16 protein-coding genes, 12 tRNA genes and 1 pseudogene are annotated in these 20,583 nt (G+C 31.1%); 4 read left to right on the forward strand and 25 right to left on the reverse strand.

What is annotated here, in order from left to right:
• Positions 1-38: 38 nt before the first annotated feature.
• Positions 39-1,121, reverse strand: coding sequence for a nitronate monooxygenase family protein (locus tag RCG18_RS06895; protein ID WP_308040613.1), 1,083 nt, complete (start codon positions 1,119-1,121; stop codon positions 39-41).
• Between the two features lie 248 nt (positions 1,122-1,369).
• Positions 1,370-2,359, reverse strand: a complete 990-nt coding sequence (locus RCG18_RS06900; protein WP_308040614.1) for a M23 family metallopeptidase — start codon at positions 2,357-2,359, stop codon at positions 1,370-1,372.
• A 178-nt stretch (positions 2,360-2,537) separates the two neighbouring features.
• Here RCG18_RS06900 and RCG18_RS06905 point away from each other — a divergent pair, with 178 nt between their 5' ends.
• Entirely contained in the window at positions 2,538-3,551 is a 1,014-nt protein-coding gene (locus tag RCG18_RS06905; RefSeq protein ID WP_308040615.1) for a DnaD domain protein, read from the forward strand.
• Complete coding sequence (locus RCG18_RS06910) at positions 3,548-4,531, forward strand: ATP-binding protein (RefSeq protein WP_308040616.1); 984 nt, start codon at positions 3,548-3,550, stop codon at positions 4,529-4,531. Before RCG18_RS06905 ends, RCG18_RS06910 begins: the two co-directional genes overlap by 4 nt.
• 114 nt (positions 4,532-4,645) lie before the next feature.
• Here the strand turns inward: RCG18_RS06910 and RCG18_RS06915 are convergent.
• From RCG18_RS06915 to RCG18_RS06980, 14 genes are all read right to left on the reverse strand, one after another.
• Positions 4,646-4,721 (reverse strand) — tRNA-Thr (locus tag RCG18_RS06915).
• Positions 4,722-4,727: 6 nt separating this feature from the next.
• Positions 4,728-4,804: transfer RNA gene (locus tag RCG18_RS06920), tRNA-Asp, on the reverse strand.
• 9 nt (positions 4,805-4,813) lie between these two features.
• A tRNA-Val gene (locus RCG18_RS06925) sits at positions 4,814-4,889 on the reverse strand.
• Between the two features lie 14 nt (positions 4,890-4,903).
• Positions 4,904-4,978, reverse strand: a tRNA-Glu gene (locus RCG18_RS06930).
• 27 nt (positions 4,979-5,005) lie between these two features.
• Positions 5,006-5,081: transfer RNA gene (locus RCG18_RS06935), tRNA-Thr, on the reverse strand.
• A gap of 6 nt (positions 5,082-5,087) precedes the next feature.
• A tRNA-Asp gene (locus tag RCG18_RS06940) sits at positions 5,088-5,164 on the reverse strand.
• Positions 5,165-5,173: 9 nt separating this feature from the next.
• Positions 5,174-5,249: transfer RNA gene (locus RCG18_RS06945), tRNA-Val, on the reverse strand.
• Between the two features lie 11 nt (positions 5,250-5,260).
• Positions 5,261-5,335: transfer RNA gene (locus RCG18_RS06950), tRNA-Glu, on the reverse strand.
• A 66-nt stretch (positions 5,336-5,401) separates the two neighbouring features.
• Positions 5,402-5,478 (reverse strand) — tRNA-Asp (locus RCG18_RS06955).
• 9 nt (positions 5,479-5,487) lie between these two features.
• Positions 5,488-5,563 (reverse strand) — tRNA-Val (locus RCG18_RS06960).
• A gap of 11 nt (positions 5,564-5,574) precedes the next feature.
• Positions 5,575-5,649 (reverse strand) — tRNA-Glu (locus tag RCG18_RS06965).
• Positions 5,650-5,818: 169 nt separating this feature from the next.
• The gene (locus RCG18_RS06970; RefSeq protein WP_308040617.1) at positions 5,819-6,634 is read right to left on the reverse strand and encodes a pyruvate, water dikinase regulatory protein; all 816 of its coding nucleotides are present in this window, start codon (positions 6,632-6,634) and stop codon (positions 5,819-5,821) included.
• 22 nt (positions 6,635-6,656) lie between these two features.
• Complete coding sequence (locus RCG18_RS06975) at positions 6,657-7,028, reverse strand: CoA-binding protein (protein ID WP_308040618.1); 372 nt, start codon at positions 7,026-7,028, stop codon at positions 6,657-6,659.
• 128 nt (positions 7,029-7,156) lie between these two features.
• Complete coding sequence (locus tag RCG18_RS06980) at positions 7,157-7,741, reverse strand: hypothetical protein (protein ID WP_308040619.1); 585 nt, start codon at positions 7,739-7,741, stop codon at positions 7,157-7,159.
• Positions 7,742-7,970: 229 nt separating this feature from the next.
• On the opposite strand from RCG18_RS06980, the gene RCG18_RS06985 reads away from it, so the two are divergent.
• Positions 7,971-9,203 carry an NAD(P)/FAD-dependent oxidoreductase gene (locus RCG18_RS06985; RefSeq protein ID WP_308040620.1) on the forward strand — a complete coding sequence of 411 codons (1,233 nt, stop codon included), beginning with the start codon at positions 7,971-7,973 and terminating at the stop codon, positions 9,201-9,203.
• 17 nt (positions 9,204-9,220) lie between these two features.
• Here the strand turns inward: RCG18_RS06985 and RCG18_RS06990 are convergent, their stop codons facing one another.
• On the reverse strand, positions 9,221-9,967 hold the full coding sequence (locus RCG18_RS06990; protein ID WP_308040621.1) for an acyl-ACP thioesterase domain-containing protein: 747 nt from the start codon (positions 9,965-9,967) through the stop codon (positions 9,221-9,223).
• A gap of 123 nt (positions 9,968-10,090) precedes the next feature.
• Positions 10,091-11,377 (reverse strand): adenylosuccinate synthase, encoded by a 1,287-nt coding sequence (locus RCG18_RS06995; RefSeq protein ID WP_308040622.1) that lies wholly within the window; start codon positions 11,375-11,377, stop codon positions 10,091-10,093.
• A gap of 530 nt (positions 11,378-11,907) precedes the next feature.
• Between RCG18_RS06995 and pgsA the strand changes: the two genes are divergently transcribed.
• Positions 11,908-12,450 carry a CDP-diacylglycerol--glycerol-3-phosphate 3-phosphatidyltransferase gene (pgsA, locus tag RCG18_RS07000; protein WP_308040623.1) on the forward strand — a complete coding sequence of 181 codons (543 nt, stop codon included), beginning with the start codon at positions 11,908-11,910 and terminating at the stop codon, positions 12,448-12,450.
• Positions 12,451-12,495: 45 nt separating this feature from the next.
• On the opposite strand, the gene RCG18_RS07005 is transcribed toward pgsA, so the two are convergent.
• The 7 genes and pseudogenes from RCG18_RS07005 to RCG18_RS07035 all read right to left on the reverse strand — a co-directional run bounded on the left by RCG18_RS07005 (position 12,496) and on the right by RCG18_RS07035 (position 20,578).
• Positions 12,496-12,705 carry a DUF3006 domain-containing protein gene (locus RCG18_RS07005; RefSeq protein WP_308040624.1) on the reverse strand — a complete coding sequence of 70 codons (210 nt, stop codon included), beginning with the start codon at positions 12,703-12,705 and terminating at the stop codon, positions 12,496-12,498.
• Between the two features lie 51 nt (positions 12,706-12,756).
• Positions 12,757-14,397: a response regulator gene (locus tag RCG18_RS07010; RefSeq protein ID WP_308040625.1), complete on the reverse strand. Its 1,641-nt coding sequence runs from the start codon at positions 14,395-14,397 to the stop codon at positions 12,757-12,759.
• A gap of 286 nt (positions 14,398-14,683) precedes the next feature.
• Positions 14,684-14,759, reverse strand: a tRNA-Thr gene (locus tag RCG18_RS07015).
• A gap of 120 nt (positions 14,760-14,879) precedes the next feature.
• Positions 14,880-16,217 (reverse strand): replicative DNA helicase, encoded by a 1,338-nt coding sequence (locus tag RCG18_RS07020; RefSeq protein ID WP_308040626.1) that lies wholly within the window; start codon positions 16,215-16,217, stop codon positions 14,880-14,882.
• Positions 16,218-16,242: 25 nt separating this feature from the next.
• Positions 16,243-18,137: pseudogene (gene lonC, locus RCG18_RS07025) on the reverse strand (Lon family ATP-dependent protease).
• A 12-nt stretch (positions 18,138-18,149) separates the two neighbouring features.
• On the reverse strand, positions 18,150-18,593 hold the full coding sequence (gene rplI / locus RCG18_RS07030) for a 50S ribosomal protein L9 (protein WP_308040627.1): 444 nt from the start codon (positions 18,591-18,593) through the stop codon (positions 18,150-18,152).
• A complete protein-coding gene (locus tag RCG18_RS07035; protein ID WP_308040628.1) occupies positions 18,593-20,578 on the reverse strand; it encodes a DHH family phosphoesterase in 1,986 nt (661 codons plus the stop codon). Before RCG18_RS07035 ends, rplI begins: the two co-directional genes overlap by 1 nt.
• Positions 20,579-20,583 lie beyond the last annotated feature (5 nt).

A 20,583-nucleotide genomic window follows, 5' to 3' on the forward strand; every position in this document is an offset into this window, starting at 1 on the left:
ATGAAAATAAACCTGCTACTATGCAAGTAGCAGTACTATTATTTACAATCAACTAAACTTTTTTCAGCATCACCAACAAGTTCATTTATTAAGTCTTTTACAGTAACAATCCTATCTATTCTATACGCGCTGCTTCCAGCAAAAATAAGACCGTCTTCAATATTGCCTTTAACTGCTTGTATTAAAGCTTTTGAAATACAATAAGGTGTATCTTTTGGATTACACTTTTTCAAACAATTATAGCATTTCTTAGGGCTAATTCTTTCTATTTCTACTTGATTGATGAATTTATTTTTAATGGCTCTTCCAGGAAGGCCTACAGGACTTTGTATGATTTTAATATCTTCCTTGCTTGAATTTACATATGCTTTTTTATATTCTAAATGAGCATCACATTCTTCAGTTGCTACAAATCTTGTTGCCATTTGAACACCTGAAGCACCTAATTTTATAAATTTAGCAATATCTTCTCCAGTGTAAATACCACCTGCAGCCACTACAGGGATCTTTGATCCATATTCTTCTTCAAAAGGTTTTAAAGCCTCAATTACTTCAACTACAATTTCCTCTAAAGTTAATTTTCCTTCTCTAACATCATCAGCATGAAATCCTAAGTGTCCGCCTGCCTCCGGTCCTTCAACTACAACCATATCAGGAATTTTATTATATTTTTTAATCCAATGCTTTGTAATAACTGAAGCTGATTTTCCTGAAGAGGCAATCGGTGCTATCTTAACATTACTTCCCTCAACTAATTTTGGTAATGTCAAAGGAAGTCCTGCGCCAGAAATTATTATATCTACTTGTTCCTCTACGCAAGCCTTTACCATTTCATCATAATTAGTAATGGCCACCATAAGGTTAACTCCTACTATTCCTTTAGGACTTAACTCTTTTGCCCTTCTCACCTCATTTTTTAGTGCTCTAACATTAGCTTCTTTAGTATTAGTTTCAAAATCTGGTTCTCTATATCCTATTTGAACTCCAGATATTATACCAATACCTCCTTCATTTGCTACCGCTGATGAGAGCCTATAACCGGATACCCCTACACCCATACCACCTTGGATAATAGGTACCTCCGCTTTTAAGTCTCCTATAATTAATGGAGGTAATTTCATTTGATCGTCCCCTTTAAAGTTATTTTTATCATCAAATATTTTGATAGTCAAAGTATATATCAAAAAGAGTATATGTCAATGTTTTTTCCATAAAAAGTAAATCAAACATTGCTATTCCTCTATCCTAAATTGTTCTTAAACAATTGAATTTTGCAGGATTATTTATATAGCTTACATTTATTTGCTTCGAATTTTCACAAATAAGTGTAAGCTATTCCTGTCAATTATTTAATTTTTAATACTTTATATTATTTTAAATACTTTATAGGGTCTTGAGGGGTCCCATCAACTCTAACCTCAAAATGTACATGAGGTCCAGTGCTATTACCTGTACTTCCTACTTCTCCGATATTTTCGCCTTTTTTAACTTGCTGACCTTCATTTACATCTATATTGCTGCAGTGTCCATACACTGTTTGTACTCCTACTCCATGATCTATCTTAATAACCTTTCCATATCCATCTTCCCATTTTGCATAAACTACTTTTCCATCCATAGCAGCATGAATAGGATCTCCCATAGGTGCCCCTATATCTATACCATTGTGCATTTTCCCCCATCTCATCCCAAAAGGCGATGTTATAGTTCCTTTGGATGGGAAACTTACAAAGCTAGTTACACTTGATGACCTTGAGAGGCTTACATTTTGTACTCCATTAACTTCTTTTTCTTTTGAAAAACATATTAGAGGGTTACTAGGGTTTTCTTTTATTATTTTTATTGCTTCTTCTATTGTACTTGTATCTTTAATGTTAGTATCTTGTTTTACATAGGTTATACGGTTGTTTAACTTAAATGTTCCATCTTTATCTTTTTCTTTATACTCATTTTTAATTATATCCAACACTTTAATCATTTCACTTTCATTAGCAAGCACTCCAACTTCTCTGCCATCTGACTTCATTAAAACCGTTGGTATACTCGTTCTACTATTTTTTATAATTGAGTTTTTAATTGTACTGCTATCTGCTATATTTTCACTTTTGATTGAAACCTCTTTAAAAGTTATATCATCCTTTAATGTAACTTTTCCGAACCTCTTTTCTAAATCTTTTTCTATATTTTTCTCCACATTATAAAAATCTTCTTTGTTTTTTACATAGGCTAAAGGCTTACCATTCATATATACTTGATAAGCATTAAATTTATTGTAGTATATGTATTGGCCAGATACCATAGTAGTAATTACTATAGACAAACTGGCTAATATTGCCTTAGCCCTATTACTAAGTGACAAACTGATCATCCTTTCATTATGATATTTTTGCTCTCACTTCTTTATTTTGCCTTATTTTTAAGAAATTATTACATGTTTTGTAATTTTTTTTAATTGTTATACTACTTCTATTTTGTTATAATGATTTATTAGAAACTATTTTTAACACTAAACATAGATAAAGGTAGGTCATGAAATTATGAGCACTTTCGTATTCAAAAGTGGTAATTCAAACTATACTCCGGTGAGTAATATTTTTATAGATAAATTTATGCCAAAGGCCCGAGGAGAGTTCGTTAAAGTATATCTTCTAGGGCTAAAATATTGTGTTTCTGGTGAACTTGGGGTAAGTTCTCAAATAATGGCTAGCGCCCTTCATCTTCTAGAAACTGATCTTTTAAATGCATGGAATTACTGGAGTGATGAAAATGTGATTAAAATAATTCCTATAGATAACATGGGAAATTACAGTATTGAGTTTTTAGACCTAACAAATTCACCTAATGAGAATCAAGAAGATATAAACTTACTTGAAGAATTAGATAAGAATTCTACAAAGGATATGCTTCAAGATATAGAGAGACTTTTGGGGAGACCCCTTTCATCAAAAGAAATGACTATGTACATAAGCTGGCAAAAAGATTTTAGCTTTAGCCCTGAAATCATACTCCTTCTAATTCAATATTGTGCTTCAAAAGGCAAAACAGATTGTAGATATATAGAAAAGATAGCAATTGCATGGTTCGATGCAAAAATTAAAAATATAGACGATGCTCAAAGCTTTATAAAAAAGCATGAGGATAAGTGGATTAAAATAAGAAAGATATTAGGTTATTTAGGTATAAAAGATGCCGAAGTAATGAAGCCACAAGAAGATATGATGCATAAATGGATAAATACATATAATTTCCCACTAGATGTAATATACAAAGCCTGTGATGTATGCTTTCAGCGAATTAATAAGGCTGATTTTAAATATATTGATGGAATTTTGGGCAGTTGGAACAAAGAAGGACTTAAAACTGTAGAAGATGTAGATAAAAAAGATATTAAAAAGGATATTAAAAAAGCTGGTTATAATAATAATTCTAATCCTTCATTTAGAAATAATAGCTATGGAAAAGCATCAAACAGCACATTTAATAGTTTTAAACAAAGAGAATATGACTTTGATGATCTAAAGAAGAAACTTTTAGGATGGGATGATAAATGATTAAAGGTTATGAAACTAATATAATAAAATTTTACGAAAATATAAGAGAATCTGAAGAAAAAGCACTTAAATTAAGAAGGGCGGAAATAGAGAAAAAAGTTCCTACAGTTATAAAAACTGAACAGGAAATTGCAAAATTATGTTTAAAGTTATCAATAAACATATTAAATAATGCGCAAAATAAAGATAATTATCTTGAAGAATTAAAAGAAAAAATTACAGATTTAAGGATAAAAAAATCTGAACTTTTAGTAAGCAATAATTATCCATTAGATTATTTAGATATACATTATAAATGTTCTAAATGTAAAGATACAGGTTTTATTAATAATACTAAATGTACTTGTTATAAACAAAAACTTATAGATTTATATTATGAAAACTCGGACTTAAAAAAAATACTGCAAAAAAATAATTTTTCTAACTTTGATTTTGAACTTTATTCTTCTCGGAGAACAGCAAATGAACCTGTGACTCCTAGAAAAAATATAGAAAACTTAGTATCTAAATCTCAGAATCTAATTAAAAATTTTTCCTCTACTGATGAGAATTTATTATTCTTAGGCACTTCAGGTACTGGTAAAACCTTTTTATCAAATTGTATAGCTAAGGAGCTACTAGATAATGGCTATTTAGTAGTATATAGAACTGCCGAATCCTTAATTCAGGATTTAAAACATGTAAGATTTAATAATGATGATGTCTTAGAGGATTTATTAATAAATTCTGATTTACTTATAATAGATGATTTAGGCTCTGAGCAAATAACAGACTTTTCAAAAACAGAGTTATTTAACTTATTAAACAGGCGACTTCTTAAAAAGAACAAATTATTAGTTTCAACAAATTATGATTTAGAAGACTTATTGAAAATATACTCAGAAAGAATTTCTTCAAGATTACTTGGAGAGTTTACTTTATGTAACTTTTTCGGTGAAGATATAAGGATACAACAAAATATTAAAAGTAAAAAATTTTAAATATCAATAAAGTAACATAAAATTTAGGTTTTATGCTGCTTTATTCTTTCTCCATAGTTGTTTTAAATATTTACATAAAAAAATAAGCTGCATATAAAATATGCAGCTTATTTTTGGTGCTGGTTGCAAGAATCGAACTCGCGACCTACTGATTACAAGTCAGTTGCTCTACCTGCTGAGCTAAACCAGCAAATTATGGCGACCCAGAAGGGACTCGAACCCTCGACCTCCGGCGTGACAGGCCGGCACTCTAACCAACTGAGCCACTGGGCCATAAATATATGGTGGGCACAACAGGGCTCGAACCTGTGACCCTCTGCTTGTAAGGCAGATGCTCTCCCAGCTGAGCTATGCGCCCATATATTTTTAAAATGGTGACCCCTAGGGGAATCGAACCCCTGTTACCACCGTGAAAGGGTGGTGTCTTGACCGCTTGACCAAGGGGCCATGTTGAGACTAAATATTATAATTAAATGGTGCTGGTTGCAAGAATCGAACTCGCGACCTACTGATTACAAGTCAGTTGCTCTACCTGCTGAGCTAAACCAGCAGATTATGGCGACCCAGAAGGGACTCGAACCCTCGACCTCCGGCGTGACAGGCCGGCACTCTAACCAACTGAGCCACTGGGCCATAAATATATGGTGGGCACAACAGGGCTCGAACCTGTGACCCTCTGCTTGTAAGGCAGATGCTCTCCCAGCTGAGCTATGCGCCCATATATTATAATGGTGACCCTTAGGGGAATCGAACCCCTGTTACCACCGTGAAAGGGTGGTGTCTTGACCGCTTGACCAAAGGGCCATATTAGATTTTCATATTATGAATTTAAGCTTACAATACTATTATAATTATTTTATTAAATAATTATGGCGACCCAGAAGGGACTCGAACCCTCGACCTCCGGCGTGACAGGCCGGCACTCTAACCAACTGAGCCACTGGGCCATAAATATATGGTGGGCACAACAGGGCTCGAACCTGTGACCCTCTGCTTGTAAGGCAGATGCTCTCCCAGCTGAGCTATGCGCCCATATATTATAATGGTGACCCCTAGGGGAATCGAACCCCTGTTACCACCGTGAAAGGGTGGTGTCTTGACCGCTTGACCAAGGGGCCATATTTATCTTTTCAGTTCACTTGTAGCGACCCGACATAGACTATAATACAAGATATTTATCAAAGTGTCAACATTTTTTTTATATTTTTTTATGCTATATTATGGTTTTTGTCTAAAACCCTTTAAAATCAGGGCTTTAGACAAAACTTTGTACCATATTTTTATATTTTAATATTGCTTTAATCCCATATAACCTATATGTTCCATTATTATTAATGCAGTATCTTCTATAGCTCTTTTTGTGACATCTATAATTTTGCAATTAAGCTTTCTCATAAGCCTATCTGCAAATTCCAACTCATCTAAAACTCTTTCTGCATTTGCATATTGTATTTCTGTAGATAATTTAGAAAACTTATCTATTCTATGTCTTCTTATTTCAATAAGATGCATAGGGTCTATTGTTAACCCTATTATTTTCTTTCTATCAACTTCAAACAGTTCATTAGGTATTGGCACTTCTGGCATAATAGGTATGTTTAATGCCTTAATGCCTTTGTTAGCTAAATATATACAAAGTGGTGTTTTTGACGTTCTTGACAGTCCTACTAAAATTACATCCGCATTTTTAATACCTGAATGATCTTTACTATCATCATACTGAATAGCAAATTCCATAGCTTCTATTTTTTTATAGTACTCTGAGTCCATCTCCCAAACTGCACCTGGCTTATAATCAGGAAGCTTGTTCAAAATTCTAGAAGCAACACTAATGCAAGGGCCCAAGACATTCATTATGTGTATGCCAGTTTCTATACATCTTTGGACTAAAAACTCCCTAACATCGACTAAAACTATTGTTGATATAATCATAGTATTTTCTCTGTCTTCAATTTTGTTTATAAATTCATTTACATCTTCAAAGCTTTTTATGTACGGTACTCTCTGAACTTTTATATTATCATAGAACTGACAAGCAGTTGCTCTTGCAACTTGCTCAGCAGTCTCTCCTATAGAATCTGATACAGCATATATTGTAACCATTAATAGACTCCCCCTTAAAAACTTATAACCTAGAAAGTTCTACAAGTGCACACCCTTCTATAGCTATAATACCCTTATTTCTGCATAAACTCAATATTTCTTCACTTTCTGCTCCAGGTTGTATTAAAACTTTATCTATATTAAGATTAGCAGCACTCTCAATTATTTTTAATCCCTGTATAGGATTTATGCATAAATCTAAAACATCTATTTTATACTTCACCTCTTCTAGTGTCTTATGCACCTTACCAGTAGTATCTCTAGGATTTACCCCCTCTACATTAAAGTTAGAATCTCTTAGGCTGTTTAGTATTCTGAATGCATATTTACTTTCATTTAGCACATCACCAATAACTACCCAATTTTTATAATTTAATAATTCTGAAGCTTCCATATAATACTTTTCCCCTTTCAATAGTAAATTTTAATTAAGGCATCTGAAATAAAATAACAATTCAAAGATGCCTAACCCTATTATAAATATTATATACAAAATATGATTAAATATAAAAAACTATCTTACTAAATATTTAGTAAGATAGAATCATTATTAATCATGCTATTATTAATGACATTTTTTAACGTTTCTTCATATTTATTTTTTAAAATTTGCCTTTCTTTAATCTCATCTTCTAGAGTTTTAACCTTTAATTCACATTCTTTTAGGAAATAACTTAAATTAATTTCCTTTATAGTAAAGCTAAAGCTGTCTCCATATTTTTGACCTATTGCACTAATTTTAAATGTTCTCAGGTTATTTATAACTATAAGTAAATTCTTTTCCCAAATTCCCTTTTTAATAAGCTTAAATTCATCTTCTAATACATCTATTTGCTCAATTTTCTTTCCAATGATGTCTTCTATAAAGTTTATAAATGTTGGATAGAAAGCAAATGTCATACCTTTATTTAGCTTTATTTTTAGTATATCTTCATACTGCCCTAAAATCTTTTCAGAATTATTCTCGAATATAAGTTCCACTTCATCTCTTCTAAGGACTTTTTTATCATCATTTATTTGAACTACAACGAAATCATAGTTTATACTTAGAACTTTCAGCTCTCCCTTAGTACTATCTATAGATTTATTTAATATTTTAGCTTTCATAAAAAAATTCCTCCTCACTAAATATATTTTCAAGTGCGAGCAGGTCTAACATGTGATTATTTTTAGGATTACTGTACTATAATTATAACAACTATACTTTGTTCATTACAAATGTAATTTAAGCCCTGGTTTCTACATAGTGGGTTATACCTATAAAAATTCTATTACAAAAACTATGTTTTTACGATAAAATAATATAGAATAATTCAAATACAAGGAGTTGTTGTCTTTGTTTCATGAAATAATAATAGTAGGAGGCGGTGCTGCTGGCATCATAGCTGCAATAACCGCTAAAGATTCTGGAAAGGATGTTGCAATACTAGAGGGAACTAGCAGAATAGGAAATAAAATTCTTTCAACTGGAAATGGCAGGTGTAATATAACAAATAGAAATATTTCTTATTCAAGGTACCATAGTAAGAATTCTGAATTTTTTAAGTTTGCTTTAGATAATTTTACATTAGATGATACCACTAATTTTTTCTATTCTTTAGGTCTTCCTTTAGTTACTTTAGAAGATGGAAAAATGTATCCGTTATCACTTCAAGCATCTTCAGTGCTTGATATATTTAGATTAGCTATAGAAGACCGTAATATTCCTATATACCTAAATTCTAAAGTTAACAGCATAGAGAAAAACTCTAAGTCTTTTAAGCTGTTTACTGAATCTAATGATGTATATGAGTGTAAAAAACTTATATTGTGCTGTGGTGGCAAATCAGCTCCTAATACGGGCTCTGATGGATCAGGCTTTAAGATAGCTAAATCATTAAACCACAATTTAATAACCCCAATACCAGCCCTAGTACAGCTTAAATTAAACTATAAAAATCTTAAAGCCTTATCTGGGGTAAAATTCAACGGCTTTACTGAAATATTTGTGGATGGTATTTCTAAAAGACGAGAGTTTGGAGAAATATTATTTACAGACTACGGAATATCTGGTCCCCCTATACTTCAACTGAGTCGTACTGCTTCCGCTGCCTTATCTGAAGGCAAGCCTGTGAGTTTGACTATAGATATGATGCCTGATTTAGATAAAGAAAATCTAATAGAGTTTTTAGAGAATCACTGGGGAACCTTTAGTTATAGAAGTGTCTATAACTCCTTTGTTGGAATCATAAATAAAAAAGTTATTCCTATACTTTTAAAAGAGGCTTCAATAGATAATATACATAAACTCTGCTACGAATTAGATTGGAAGGAAAAGCAGCATTTATTAAGTTTACTTAAAGAATGGACTTTTTCAGTATGCGATACTAACTCATTTAAGAACTCTCAAGTAACTGCTGGTGGCATAGATACAGATAATATAAATCCTCAAACTCTTGAATCAAAAATAATTAAAAATTTATATCTTGCAGGTGAATTGCTGGATGTTGATGGGGATTGCGGCGGTTTCAATTTACAATGGGCATGGAGTTCCGGATTTATAGCTGGGAAAAATGCTGCTGAAAAGTAAATTCAGCAGCATTTTTCTTATTTTCTCCATTGGGTTTGAACTAAACATAACTCTTTACCTTCTCCATCGACAACCTTATGGAGACATGTTATATTATTTTCATTTGTCTTTACTTCTACAAAAACTTTTACTGTATCTCCATATGTAGTTTCTTTTTCATAGACTGTATTTATGCTTGTAATTACATAGTTGTTTACTATATCTAATGGTACAGCCTCTATAGCCCATTCTACATATTTCACGTTGTTAACATGCCTATTTGTATCTATGTCACTATACCTTACTTGAAAGACTTTTTCGCTATGTATTTCTAATGGCTCACTTATTTTTTCTATATCAAGAATGTCGTTTTTATCCTTAGGAATCCTATAGGCATTATACATTTTTTCTGTCACTCTTATAGCTCTTCTTTTTTCAATATCAATTAGAAACCATACAGATTTTGCTTTGCCTATAGTGTTTCCATTTAAATCTACTATCTCAAAGACTCTATATGCATAAAACTTTTTGAAAGAATAAGGTTTAGTTATTATTTTAACCTTTTCCCCATACACAGGATATCTATACATATCTATATGCCATTTATGAAGAACCCATGCTATACCATGTTGTGTTAGGTAGTCTATTCCAACACCTATTTCTTCAGATTGCCTTATAGCAATATCCTGAAGATAATTCATTAAATTTGTTATAAGTAATCTTTTTTTATAGTCTATTTCGTAATATTGAACTTCATATTCTCTTTCTGTCATTATCTCACACATAGAACTACACCTCTCTATATATCGTAAATTTATTTTATAATATATTTCTAAACTTTTCCATAAATTTTCATGAAAATAAAAAATTCAGGGTATAATTCTATTATACACCTGAATTTTTTTAAGTTATATATCTGTCACTTCAATAGTTTGATCTCTTCTTGGTCCTACTGATACTATAGATATTTTTGTATCAGTAAATTCTTCTATTTTCTTTAGATATATCTTAGCGTTTTCTGGAAGATCATCATAGCTTCTAGCATTTTCTATACTTTCATCCCATCCATCAAACTCTTCATATATTGGTTCACATTTAGCTAAATCTTCAAGGCTTGCTGGAACGTAATCAATAACTTTTCCATCAAACTTGTAACCTGTACATACTTTTACCTTTTCCATTCCTGCTAGAGTATCTATCTTAGTTACAGCAAAGCTTGTAAGCCCAGAAATTCTCGCAGTAGTCTTAAGTATAACTAAATCTAGCCATCCACATCTTCTTGCTCTTCCTGTAGTTACACCATATTCATGTCCTTTTTCTCTTATCCAATCGCCAGTTTCATCAAATAGTTCTGTTGGGAAAGGTCCTTTACCAACTCTTGTTGTATATGCCTTAGCTATTCCTACTGCACTAGTTATTGCTGTAGGCCCAACTCCTGCTCCAGTACATACACCACCAGCTATAGTGTTAGATGATGTTACATATGGATATGTACCGTAATCTATATCAAGCAATGTACCTTGTGCACCCTCAAATAATACTTTTTTACCTGCTTTTATGTTGTTAAATACTTCAACTGATATATCTTTTACAAAAGGTCTCATTCTCTCAGCATATTCCAAGTACTCATTATATATAGCACTAAAGTCTAAACTGTCTCCTCCGTAAATTTTTGTTATAATATCATTTTTAGCATCTACATTATCCTTTAGTTTTTCTTCAAAAACTTCCTTGTGCATTAAATCGCAAACTCTTATACCGCTTCTTTCCATCTTATCAGTATAACATGGCCCTATTCCTTTTCCTGTTGTTCCTATATCTTTTTTTCCTCTAGCCTTTTCTTTTATACCATCAAGTATCTTATGATATGGCATTATAAGTTGTGCTCTATCACTTATCATTAGTTTTTCTGGAGTTACATCTACTCCAACACCCTTTAAATAATCCATTTCTTCAAATAAAGCTTTTGGATCTACAACTACTCCATTACCTATTACATTTAATTTAGTATCATAAAGTATTCCTGAAGGTATTAAATGAAGTTTATATTGTTTATCTCCAACCTCAACGGTATGTCCTGCATTGTTTCCACCTTGAAATCTAACTACGACATCTGCACTTTCTGCAAGATAATCTGTCATTTTCCCTTTTCCTTCATCTCCCCATTGAGCTCCTAAAACAATAAATGCTGACATAAAAATTTCCTCCTCTTTTATTAAGTTAGCTACACTTAAGCATTGACAAATATTTATTAGCTTACTATATCTCTGGTCATACCAACTTCGGTAACATAATATTTGAAATATATCTATACCGTAGTTTATATATCTTTATTGACACTTTTTTATTATATATTTCTTCCCTTATATACTACTAATATGCCAACTTAACATTAGTAAATGCAGTTTATAAGTCTGTAAAAATTATCACTAATCCTTTATCGATTATATTATAATTCTTTACATAGACACATGCCTCCTATTTAATCCTATCAAAAGTGAATAGCTCAGTCAATATAAATACGAATATTAATTAATAAATTTAAATTAAAATTCGTAAATATTTTTAATTTAGCTTTTCTATATTCATAATCTTATAAATATCTTTCATTTTTCAGTTAAAAGAATTAAAATATATTTATCTGATATTTAATACAAGAAACTCTTTATTATTCATAGCATACACTAAAACAAAAATATAATTACTTTTATTTTGGAGTGATATTATGAACTTACCAAATATTCTCACTCTCTTTAGATTACTTTTAATTCCTGTTTTTATTTTATTATTCTTTTCAAATGTACCTAATAACCTATTTTATTCTATATTTGTGTTTCTAGCTGCTGGATTGACAGATATATTAGATGGCTATTTAGCACGAAAATACTCTCTAATAACTAAACTAGGTATAGTATTAGATCCATTAGCCGATAAGCTTATGATATTGACTGTTTTAAGCTGCCTAGTAATAAAAAATTATGTATCTTTGTGGATTCTTATAATAATTTCTATAAAAGAAGTTTCTATGATATTCTTTGGCATAATATTATATAATAAAAATACCGTAATTCCATCTAACAAGTTCGGAAAGCTTACAACTATATTATTTTACTTATCTATATTTACCTTAACTATTAATATAAAACTAGGTACTTATCTTATATATTTGTCTGTTATAAGTGCATTAATAGCTTTTGTTAATTACTTTATTTTGTATTATAAAAATAAACAATTATTAGGTCATAATGATAAGAATGTACAAAAATAAAAGGCTAGAACGAAACCTTCTCAGTTTCTCTCTAGCCCTTGTCACTTACTTCCACATATCTTCAGATAATTTCTCTATTGCATTTTTTCTTTTTTTAGTTTCCTCATAATCTATTGTTATTTGTTCTCCTATACTAAGAACATCGCCTTCTCTAGCTTCTTTTGGTATTTTGTTTACTTCAATGTTTATTACCTTGCTATCATATAGTTCTACTATTGCAAAACTACCTTCGAATCTATCAAGTACACCAAACACGACAGCACCTTCCTTTTTATAAATGTAAAAAGCAGCTATATAATATTATAATTATAAAAGATATAAAAACAGTGAATCTCCATCCATACTATTTTGTTTATTCATAAAATAAGAGGTATTTCCAGTATCTATTTTCACTGTACTATAAACCATTTTTAAAAGTTCATCCATATTAAAAGGCTTAGAAATATAGTTGTCCATACCTGCACTCAAAAACTTCTCTTTATCTTCTTTTAAAGCGTATGCTGTTAGAGCTATAATAGGTATGCGCCTATCATTGTTTTCTTCAGATTTCCTAATTATCTTTGTGGTTTGAACTCCATCTAATATAGGCATTTGTATATCCATAAGTATTAAATCATATTTCTTATTTTCAACAAATTTTAAAGCTTCTTCACCATTATTGGCGATATCACATGTGTGTCCATTTTTCTTGAATAAATTGAATATTACCATTTGGCTCGCTTTATCATCCTCAACAATAAGAATATTCAACCTTCTACCAACTAAATTATTGGTTTGAACCTTTATTTTTTTATCACTTGCATTTGTACCACTATATTTTCTACCTTTTTCTAAAGATATGTTAAATGAAAATACAGATCCTACATCTTTTCTACTTTTTACTTCTATTTTACCATCCATCATTTCTACAAGCCCTTTACAAATGCTAAGTCCCAGACCTGGACCAAAATTCTTTCTGATATATTCTTTATTATCAATCTGACTAAAGCCTGTAAATAATTTAGGTATATCTTTTCTATCTATACCTATGCCTGTGTCTCTCACTAAAAATTTTAAATTAACTTTTTTATCAGCAGACTCAACTTTTTCGATTATAAGAGAAATAGTTCCATACTTAGTGAATTTTATAGAGTTACCTATTAAATTATCTAAAATTTGTTTTATTCTTACAGGGTCTCCAATTAATGTATCTGGTATTGATTCATCTATTTTTGCTTTAAATTCCAATTTGCTTTCAAGGGCCTTAATAGCAGTTAACCTTACAATCTCGTCTATGAGTTCTTTAAAATTAAATTCAACACTATCTAATTTTATGTTTCCAGATTGAATTTTAGAAAAGTCCAAAATACTATTAGTCATATCCAATAAACTTAACGCACTTGACTTTACTAAATTTAAGTTTTCTTTTTGTTCGGAGTTTAGATTAGTCATCAAAGTTAAATCTGTCATACCTATAATACCGTTAACAGAGGTTCTTATTTCATGGCTTATATTAGCTAAAAATTCATTTTTAATCCTACTACCTGTTTCTGCATCTTCTTTTTCTTTTTTTAGCTCCTGCACTGCCATTTTGTAATCGGTAATGTCATTTAATACTACTATTTTATCTTCGAATTCATTTTTTGAATCAGCTATAGAGGTTATTTTAATATTAAAATACTTTGCTCCCTTATTAGTCAGAATTTCTCTTTCCATTGAAAGTTCCATATTTTCAATATTAACCTTCGCTAGCTTATCTTCAATCTGGCATATTACTTCACCTAGCTCATTTTCAAATTCTATATTACAAAATGTGTCATGCGCTTTAAGGTTTAACTTAATAATTTTATTATTTTTATCTAATAAAATGGCTTCAAAAGGCAGTATCTGAAATATACTCAAATATCCTCCTTTATTAAAATCTATGTCAGTTTTAGTATCTTTTTGGCCTTCGTATTTACTTAACAACTACAATACCCCCCAAAATTTCACAAAATGCACATTGTTAAAACGATAACACTAAATTTTAATAAATACCATATTTCCATCACTTAAAATCTAATATTAACAGCAATTTTTCATATTTCAATACATCAAAATATAAAATAAATCTTTTAGAGATAAATTTAAAATATTCTGTATTCTATATTTGCTCTAAACCTCTAAAAATTACACTTAATAAAATTTAGCCTTTTGGTTTTAATTATAAATACAGAGAAAAAAAAATTCAACACATTTTTGTTAGAAATTAATATGGTGCTCCTAGCAGGGTTTGAACCTGTGACCTGCTGATTACGAATCAGCTGCTCTACCAGCTGAGCTATAGGAGCATATACTATAATTAGTTTAACTTAATTTTACATAAAAGTAAAGTTTTCATGTAAATTCTATCATTCATTATAATAAATAAGGAAAAGGCTTTTACCTTATTTATAGTAAAAGCCTTTTCCTTATTCTTGATGTATAACATCCAAATTTCCAAACTTACTAAATTGTCCTAACCAAGCCAATTTTACAGTACCTGTCGGACCATTTCTTTGCTTTGCTATTATACACTCTCCTATATTTTTATCTTCAGTTTCCTTATCATAGTATTCGTCTCTATATAGGAACATAACTAAGTCAGCATCCTGCTCAATAGAACCGGACTCTCTCAAATCGGATAGCATAGGTCTATGGTCTGTTCTTTGTTCAGGTGCACGAGATAACTGAGATAGTGCAATAACTGGACACTGCATTTCCTTTGCTAGTGCCTTAATTGATCTTGATATTTCTGAAACTTCCTGCTGTCTACTCTCAGAACCACCCTTACTACCTGACATAAGCTGAAGGTAGTCTATAAGCACTAGATCTATTCCTTGCTCTATTTTCAACCTTCTACACTTTGACCTCATTTCCATTACTGACATACCAGCTGTATCATCAATAAATATTTTAGCGCTAGCAAGAGGACCTGATGCCTTAGCGATGTTCTCCCAATCCTTATCATCTAAGTTACCGGTTCTAAGCTTTAGCATATCTACATGAGCTTGTGAACATAAAAGCTTATATGCCAATTGTTCCTTAGACATTTCCAGGGAAAATATAGCTACACTTTTTCCTGCCCTAAGTGCTGCATGCTCTGCTAAGTTTAATGCAAAGGTGGTTTTTCCCATAGAAGGTCTTGCAGCTATTAGCACCATATCACCTTTTTGAAAGCCAGATGTTTTCATATCAAGTTCTCTGAATCCAGATGCAACGCCTGTTGTTTCTCCTTTATTGTTAAAAAGCCTTTCAATTTCTAAAAATCCTCTTTCCAAGACTACACTCATAGGTTCAAAATCAGATGTACTTTTACTATTAGATAAGTTAAAAATCTCCTTTTCAGCTAAATCCATAGCTTTTAATACATCATCTTGATTATTATAACTCTCTTCTATAATTTTTGTAGAAGATCTAATTAGTTTTCTTAAAATAGATTTGTCACTTACAATCTTTATGTATGACTGCACATTAGCCGTGGAAATTACAGAACCACTTAATTCACTTATATAAGTTATTCCACCTGCTGCCTCTAACCTATCTGTAGACTTTAAATGCTCTGTAAGAGTTATTATATCTACAGCTATATCTTTTTGATAAAGGTCCAAAATAGCATTAAATATGGCCTTATGTGAATCCTTATAAAAATCTTCAGCTTTTAAAACTTCCATAGCTTCTGCTATGGAAGTTTTATCAATAATCATAGAACCTATTACGCTTTGTTCAGCCTCAATACTATGAGGCATACTTCTAAGAGGTGCATCCATGTGTCATCACTCCTTAGAATTTAATTTAAAATACTAATTCAATAAGTTGTTCAATATTATTTACTACTTTAACTTCTATATCTTCGAGTCCTTGAGGAACTTCTTTGGAATTATCTTCTGGAACAATTACGAGTTTTATTCCTTTTCTTCTTGCTCCATAAATTTTTTCAAAAATTCCTCCAACAGGCTTTATATTACCTCTAAGGGATATCTCTCCTGTTATAGCTACATCCTGTCTTAATGGCTTGTTTAAAAGTGCACTAATAATACACGCTGTAATAGCAGCTCCTGCTGAAGGTCCATCAATTTTTCCTCCACCTATTACATTTACATGTATATCATAGTCGCTTATATCCTTATCAGTTATTTTTCTAATAACTGACGCTGCGTTAAACACAGAATCTTTAGCCATACTTCCAGCTGTATCATTAAATCTTACTATTCCTTTTCCTTTTTCCTTTGCTTCAAAAACCGCTGTTTCTATTTCTATGGTAGACCCTACATATCCACTTACACCTAACCCATATATGTGGCCGACATCATATTTTGATTCCACTTTTACCTCTTCAAATGGAACCAATCTACTTATAGATATTACTTCCTTTAGGTCTTCAACTGTTATCTTTACCTTCTCTTTTAAATTAGTATCCTGATCGTTGTAAAGTACATAACCATAAACATCTGATAGTATATTTACTGCTTTTCTTCCTTCAATTGTGTATCTGCTTATAAGCTCAGACACACCTTCTTCTAATTGTATATTTAACTTATCGGCAGCATTTTCTACTATTTGTTGTACATTTATTGATGTTAAAGGTTCAAAATATACTTCTGTACATCTTGACCTTAAAGCTGGATTTATTTCGCTAGGCTCTCTTGTGGTTGCTCCTATAAGTACGAAATCAGCCGGTGCTCCATTTTCAAAAGATATTTTATATATTTAGGTGTGTTTTCATCTTCTGGATCATAATATGATGATGAGAACTCAACTCTCTTATCTTCTAATACCTTCAATAGCTTATTTTGAAGCATTTCGTCTAATTCACCGATCTCATCTATAAAAAGCACGCCGCCATGAGCTTCAGTAACAAGTCCAAGCTTTGGTTCAGGAATTCCTGTTTCAGCTAAATCTCTTTTAGTTCCCTGGTAGATTGGATCATGTACAGATCCAAGCAAAGGGTTAGTAATTTCTCTTGGATCCCATCTTAGCGTAGTGCCATCTACCTCTACAAATTTAGCATCTTTCTTAAAGGGAGTATATTTTAGCTTTTTTACTTCTTCTAGCGCAAGTCTAGCTGCAGTTGTTTTTCCAACCCCAGGAGGACCATATAGTATAATATGTTGAGGATATGGAGATGCTATCTTTGATAAAATAGCTTTTATTGCTGTTTCCTGTCCAATAATTTCACTAAAAGCTTCTGGTCTTAGAATACCTTGAATGCTTTTACTTAATTTTTTAGAGTCTAGTACTTCAAGCTGAGCATATTTTTTAAGAGTTTTTGCATTTTCCGGACCTTTTTGCTTTTTTATTATACTCAATCTAACCTCATCCATATACTTATCTTGTTTTTCCATGAGGTTTTTTTCTACTTCATTCTCTATTTTATTTTTTACATAATTTTTTGCTAATGCTTCTGAAATCCAATCATTTGTATCTTCAAGAGCCTCGTACATATTAGATTCATCTGGTATAGAATTTAATCCTTTACCATCACTTACTATTTTATTTAATGCATAAATTCTCTTAAATATATCTTTACTTTTTATATAGTTTTGCAACTTATATTTTACTACTCTAGCTCTTACAGTACCTTCGTCTATTACTTTACTCAAAATATCATATAGAACATTCACCTGGGTATCAACTGGTATAGTATTAGTCACTTCCTGTTCCAACCCATCAATAAATTGTGATTTCACAAATTTTCCCCCTTATTTTTCTGCAATAACCACTTTAACCTTTGTGGAGATTTCAGGATACAATTTTATTTCTACATCATAAGTTCCAAGCTGCTTTATAGTATCTACCACAACCTTTTTCTTATCTATATTAATGTTAAATTTCTTATTTATTTCATCTGCTATATCTTTTCCTGTTATTGCTCCAAACAATCTTCCATTTTCACCTGATTTTACACTAAGATTTACTTCCTTACCTTTAAGGCTTTCAGCTAACTTTTGAGCAGCCTCTATTTCGGCGAGCTTTTGTCTTCTCTCTGCTTCTTTCTTATTATTTAAGATATGAAGATTTGAATCTGTAGCTTCTTGTGCAAGTCCTCTTGGAAACAAATAGTTTCTTGCATATCCATCTGAAGCATTTATTATGTCTCCCTTCTTCCCTAGTGATTTAACATCCTTTACTAATATAACTTTCATTACTCTTCACCTTCCCTAATGTATTTATCTATAGCATTTTTAAGCTTTTCAAAAGCTTCATTTATATCAATAGATTTAAATTTTGCTCCTGCCATAGTCATATGTCCTCCTCCACCTAGGGATTCAAGTATTAATTGCACATTTATATCTCCAAGTGATCTTCCACTAATAAATATCTCATCTTTTATTTTAACAAAAACAAAAGATGCTTGAATACCTGTAATATTTAGCAGCTCATCCGCTGCCTGTGCAGCTAATACAGTATCTTCTATTTCATTAGGACATATTGCTATAGCGATGTTGTTAAATACCTTCACTGACTTAATAATTTCAGCTCTTTTTAAATAAGTTTCTAAGTCATCAGCAAAAAACCTTTTTACATCTATCGTATCTGCTCCTAATCTTCTTAGAAAAGAAGCAGCCTCAAAGGTTCTTACACCAGTTTTAAAATAAAAATTCTTTGTGTCAACGCAGATTCCAGCTAGCAATGCCTCCGCTTCAATAGGCTTTAATTTTGGTTTTTCAATCATATATTGAAGCATTTCAGTAACTAATTCTGATGTAGATGATGCATATGGTTCTATATAGCTTAAAAGGGCACCTTCAATAAAATCAGTAGACTTTCTATGATGATCTATTATAACTAATTTATCAAAAAAATCAACCACATTCATATTCTGTACATACCCTTTGCTATGCACATCAACAAGTATAAGAAGGCTATTTATATCTGCTTCCTCAATACATTGTTTGCTGCTTATAAATGTGTTTTCATAGTCTTCTTCTTCCTTAATTTTATCTAATATTGGTATTATGCTATTATTCTCATTGTCTAATATTATAAAGCAACTTTTCCCAAGTAGTGTAACTGCTTTGTAAATTCCAATAGCTGCTCCTAAGCAGTCTATATCAGGAGTCATATGGCCCATTATGAATACTTTATTGCTTTCATTTATTAAATCTACTAATGCATGTGCTATAACTCTTGCTCTAACTTTTGTTCTTTTTTCTACTTCTTTTGTCTTTCCTCCATAAAATGAAAGCTTCTCACCATTCTTTACTATGGCCTGATCTCCACCACGACCAAGTGCTAATTCCTTAGCTGACACAGCATAGTTTTCATTTATCATAGGAGTTTCTCCACCACGGCCTACCCCTATACTTAGAGTTACAGCTAATTTGTTTCCCATGTTTATTTCTCTTACAGTATCTAATATATCGAACTTTTTTTCCATCTCTTTTTCAATATACTTATTTTGAACTGATAGCACATACTTATTTCCATCATATTTCCTAATCATTGCATTTAAACTTTGAGCATAAGTATTTATTGTTCTTTCTATTTCTGCAATTATTAATGGTCTTTTATTTTCATCAATAGTTTTTATTACATCATCAAAGTTGTCAACTTCTATGAGCATAACTATTTCTTTTTCTGAATCCACAGACTCTACAATTTGAAATAAATCTGTAACATCATAAAAATATAAAAGTAATATTCTGTCTTTTGTATTTTCAGACGTATCTACAACATTAGTATATATATCATAATATCTATCCTTTATTTTAATGTATCTGAGTACATTTTCCTTTCCATCTAAAGCTTGCCTTAGGTTAAATTCCCTCACTATACTTTTAATATTTTTTCCTAATATATCTTCATCTTGAATTATGGGAGAGAACTTCTGATTATACCATAACATCTCCCCTTCCTTCCCAATGATAACCAATGGGAAAGGAAGCCTTACAAGAGTATTTCTGGTGGCATTATCTAGCTTAGAAGAAAAGTCTTCTATAAATCTTTTCCATTCATCTTTTTTAACCTTTGTATTTTTAATATTATAAATCACAAGCAAGCCATACAAACTTATAGCTACTATACCTACAAAAATGTGACCATAAGCTATGAGAGCTAAAATAAGAATAGCAATTATTATCATATACATTTTATTACTTGTTATAAAATAATTATACTTTTTATCCATTTAGT

This window comes from Clostridium sp. OS1-26 (genome assembly GCF_030915445.1).
Taxonomy (GTDB): domain Bacteria; phylum Bacillota; class Clostridia; order Clostridiales; family Clostridiaceae; genus Clostridium_AM.

What these genes read in the sequence shown, in the direction of transcription:
- RCG18_RS06895 (WP_308040613.1), bottom strand. Translation starts at nt 1,121, where the DNA reads ATGAAATTACCTCCATTAATTATAGGAGACTTAAAAGCGGAGGTACCT.
- RCG18_RS06905 (WP_308040615.1), top strand. Translation starts at nt 2,538, where the DNA reads ATGAGCACTTTCGTATTCAAAAGTGGTAATTCAAACTATACTCCGGTG.
- RCG18_RS06910 (WP_308040616.1), top strand. Translation starts at nt 3,548, where the DNA reads ATGATTAAAGGTTATGAAACTAATATAATAAAATTTTACGAAAATATA.
- RCG18_RS06970 (WP_308040617.1), bottom strand. Translation starts at nt 6,634, where the DNA reads ATGGTTACAATATATGCTGTATCAGATTCTATAGGAGAGACTGCTGAG.
- RCG18_RS06975 (WP_308040618.1), bottom strand. Translation starts at nt 7,028, where the DNA reads ATGGAAGCTTCAGAATTATTAAATTATAAAAATTGGGTAGTTATTGGT.
- RCG18_RS06980 (WP_308040619.1), bottom strand. Translation starts at nt 7,741, where the DNA reads ATGAAAGCTAAAATATTAAATAAATCTATAGATAGTACTAAGGGAGAG.
- RCG18_RS06990 (WP_308040621.1), bottom strand. Translation starts at nt 9,967, where the DNA reads ATGTGTGAGATAATGACAGAAAGAGAATATGAAGTTCAATATTACGAA.
- RCG18_RS06995 (WP_308040622.1), bottom strand. Translation starts at nt 11,377, where the DNA reads ATGTCAGCATTTATTGTTTTAGGAGCTCAATGGGGAGATGAAGGAAAA.
- pgsA (WP_308040623.1), top strand. Translation starts at nt 11,908, where the DNA reads ATGAACTTACCAAATATTCTCACTCTCTTTAGATTACTTTTAATTCCT.
- RCG18_RS07020 (WP_308040626.1), bottom strand. Translation starts at nt 16,217, where the DNA reads ATGGATGCACCTCTTAGAAGTATGCCTCATAGTATTGAGGCTGAACAA.
- rplI (WP_308040627.1), bottom strand. Translation starts at nt 18,593, where the DNA reads ATGAAAGTTATATTAGTAAAGGATGTTAAATCACTAGGGAAGAAGGGA.
- RCG18_RS07035 (WP_308040628.1), bottom strand. Translation starts at nt 20,578, where the DNA reads ATGGATAAAAAGTATAATTATTTTATAACAAGTAATAAAATGTATATG.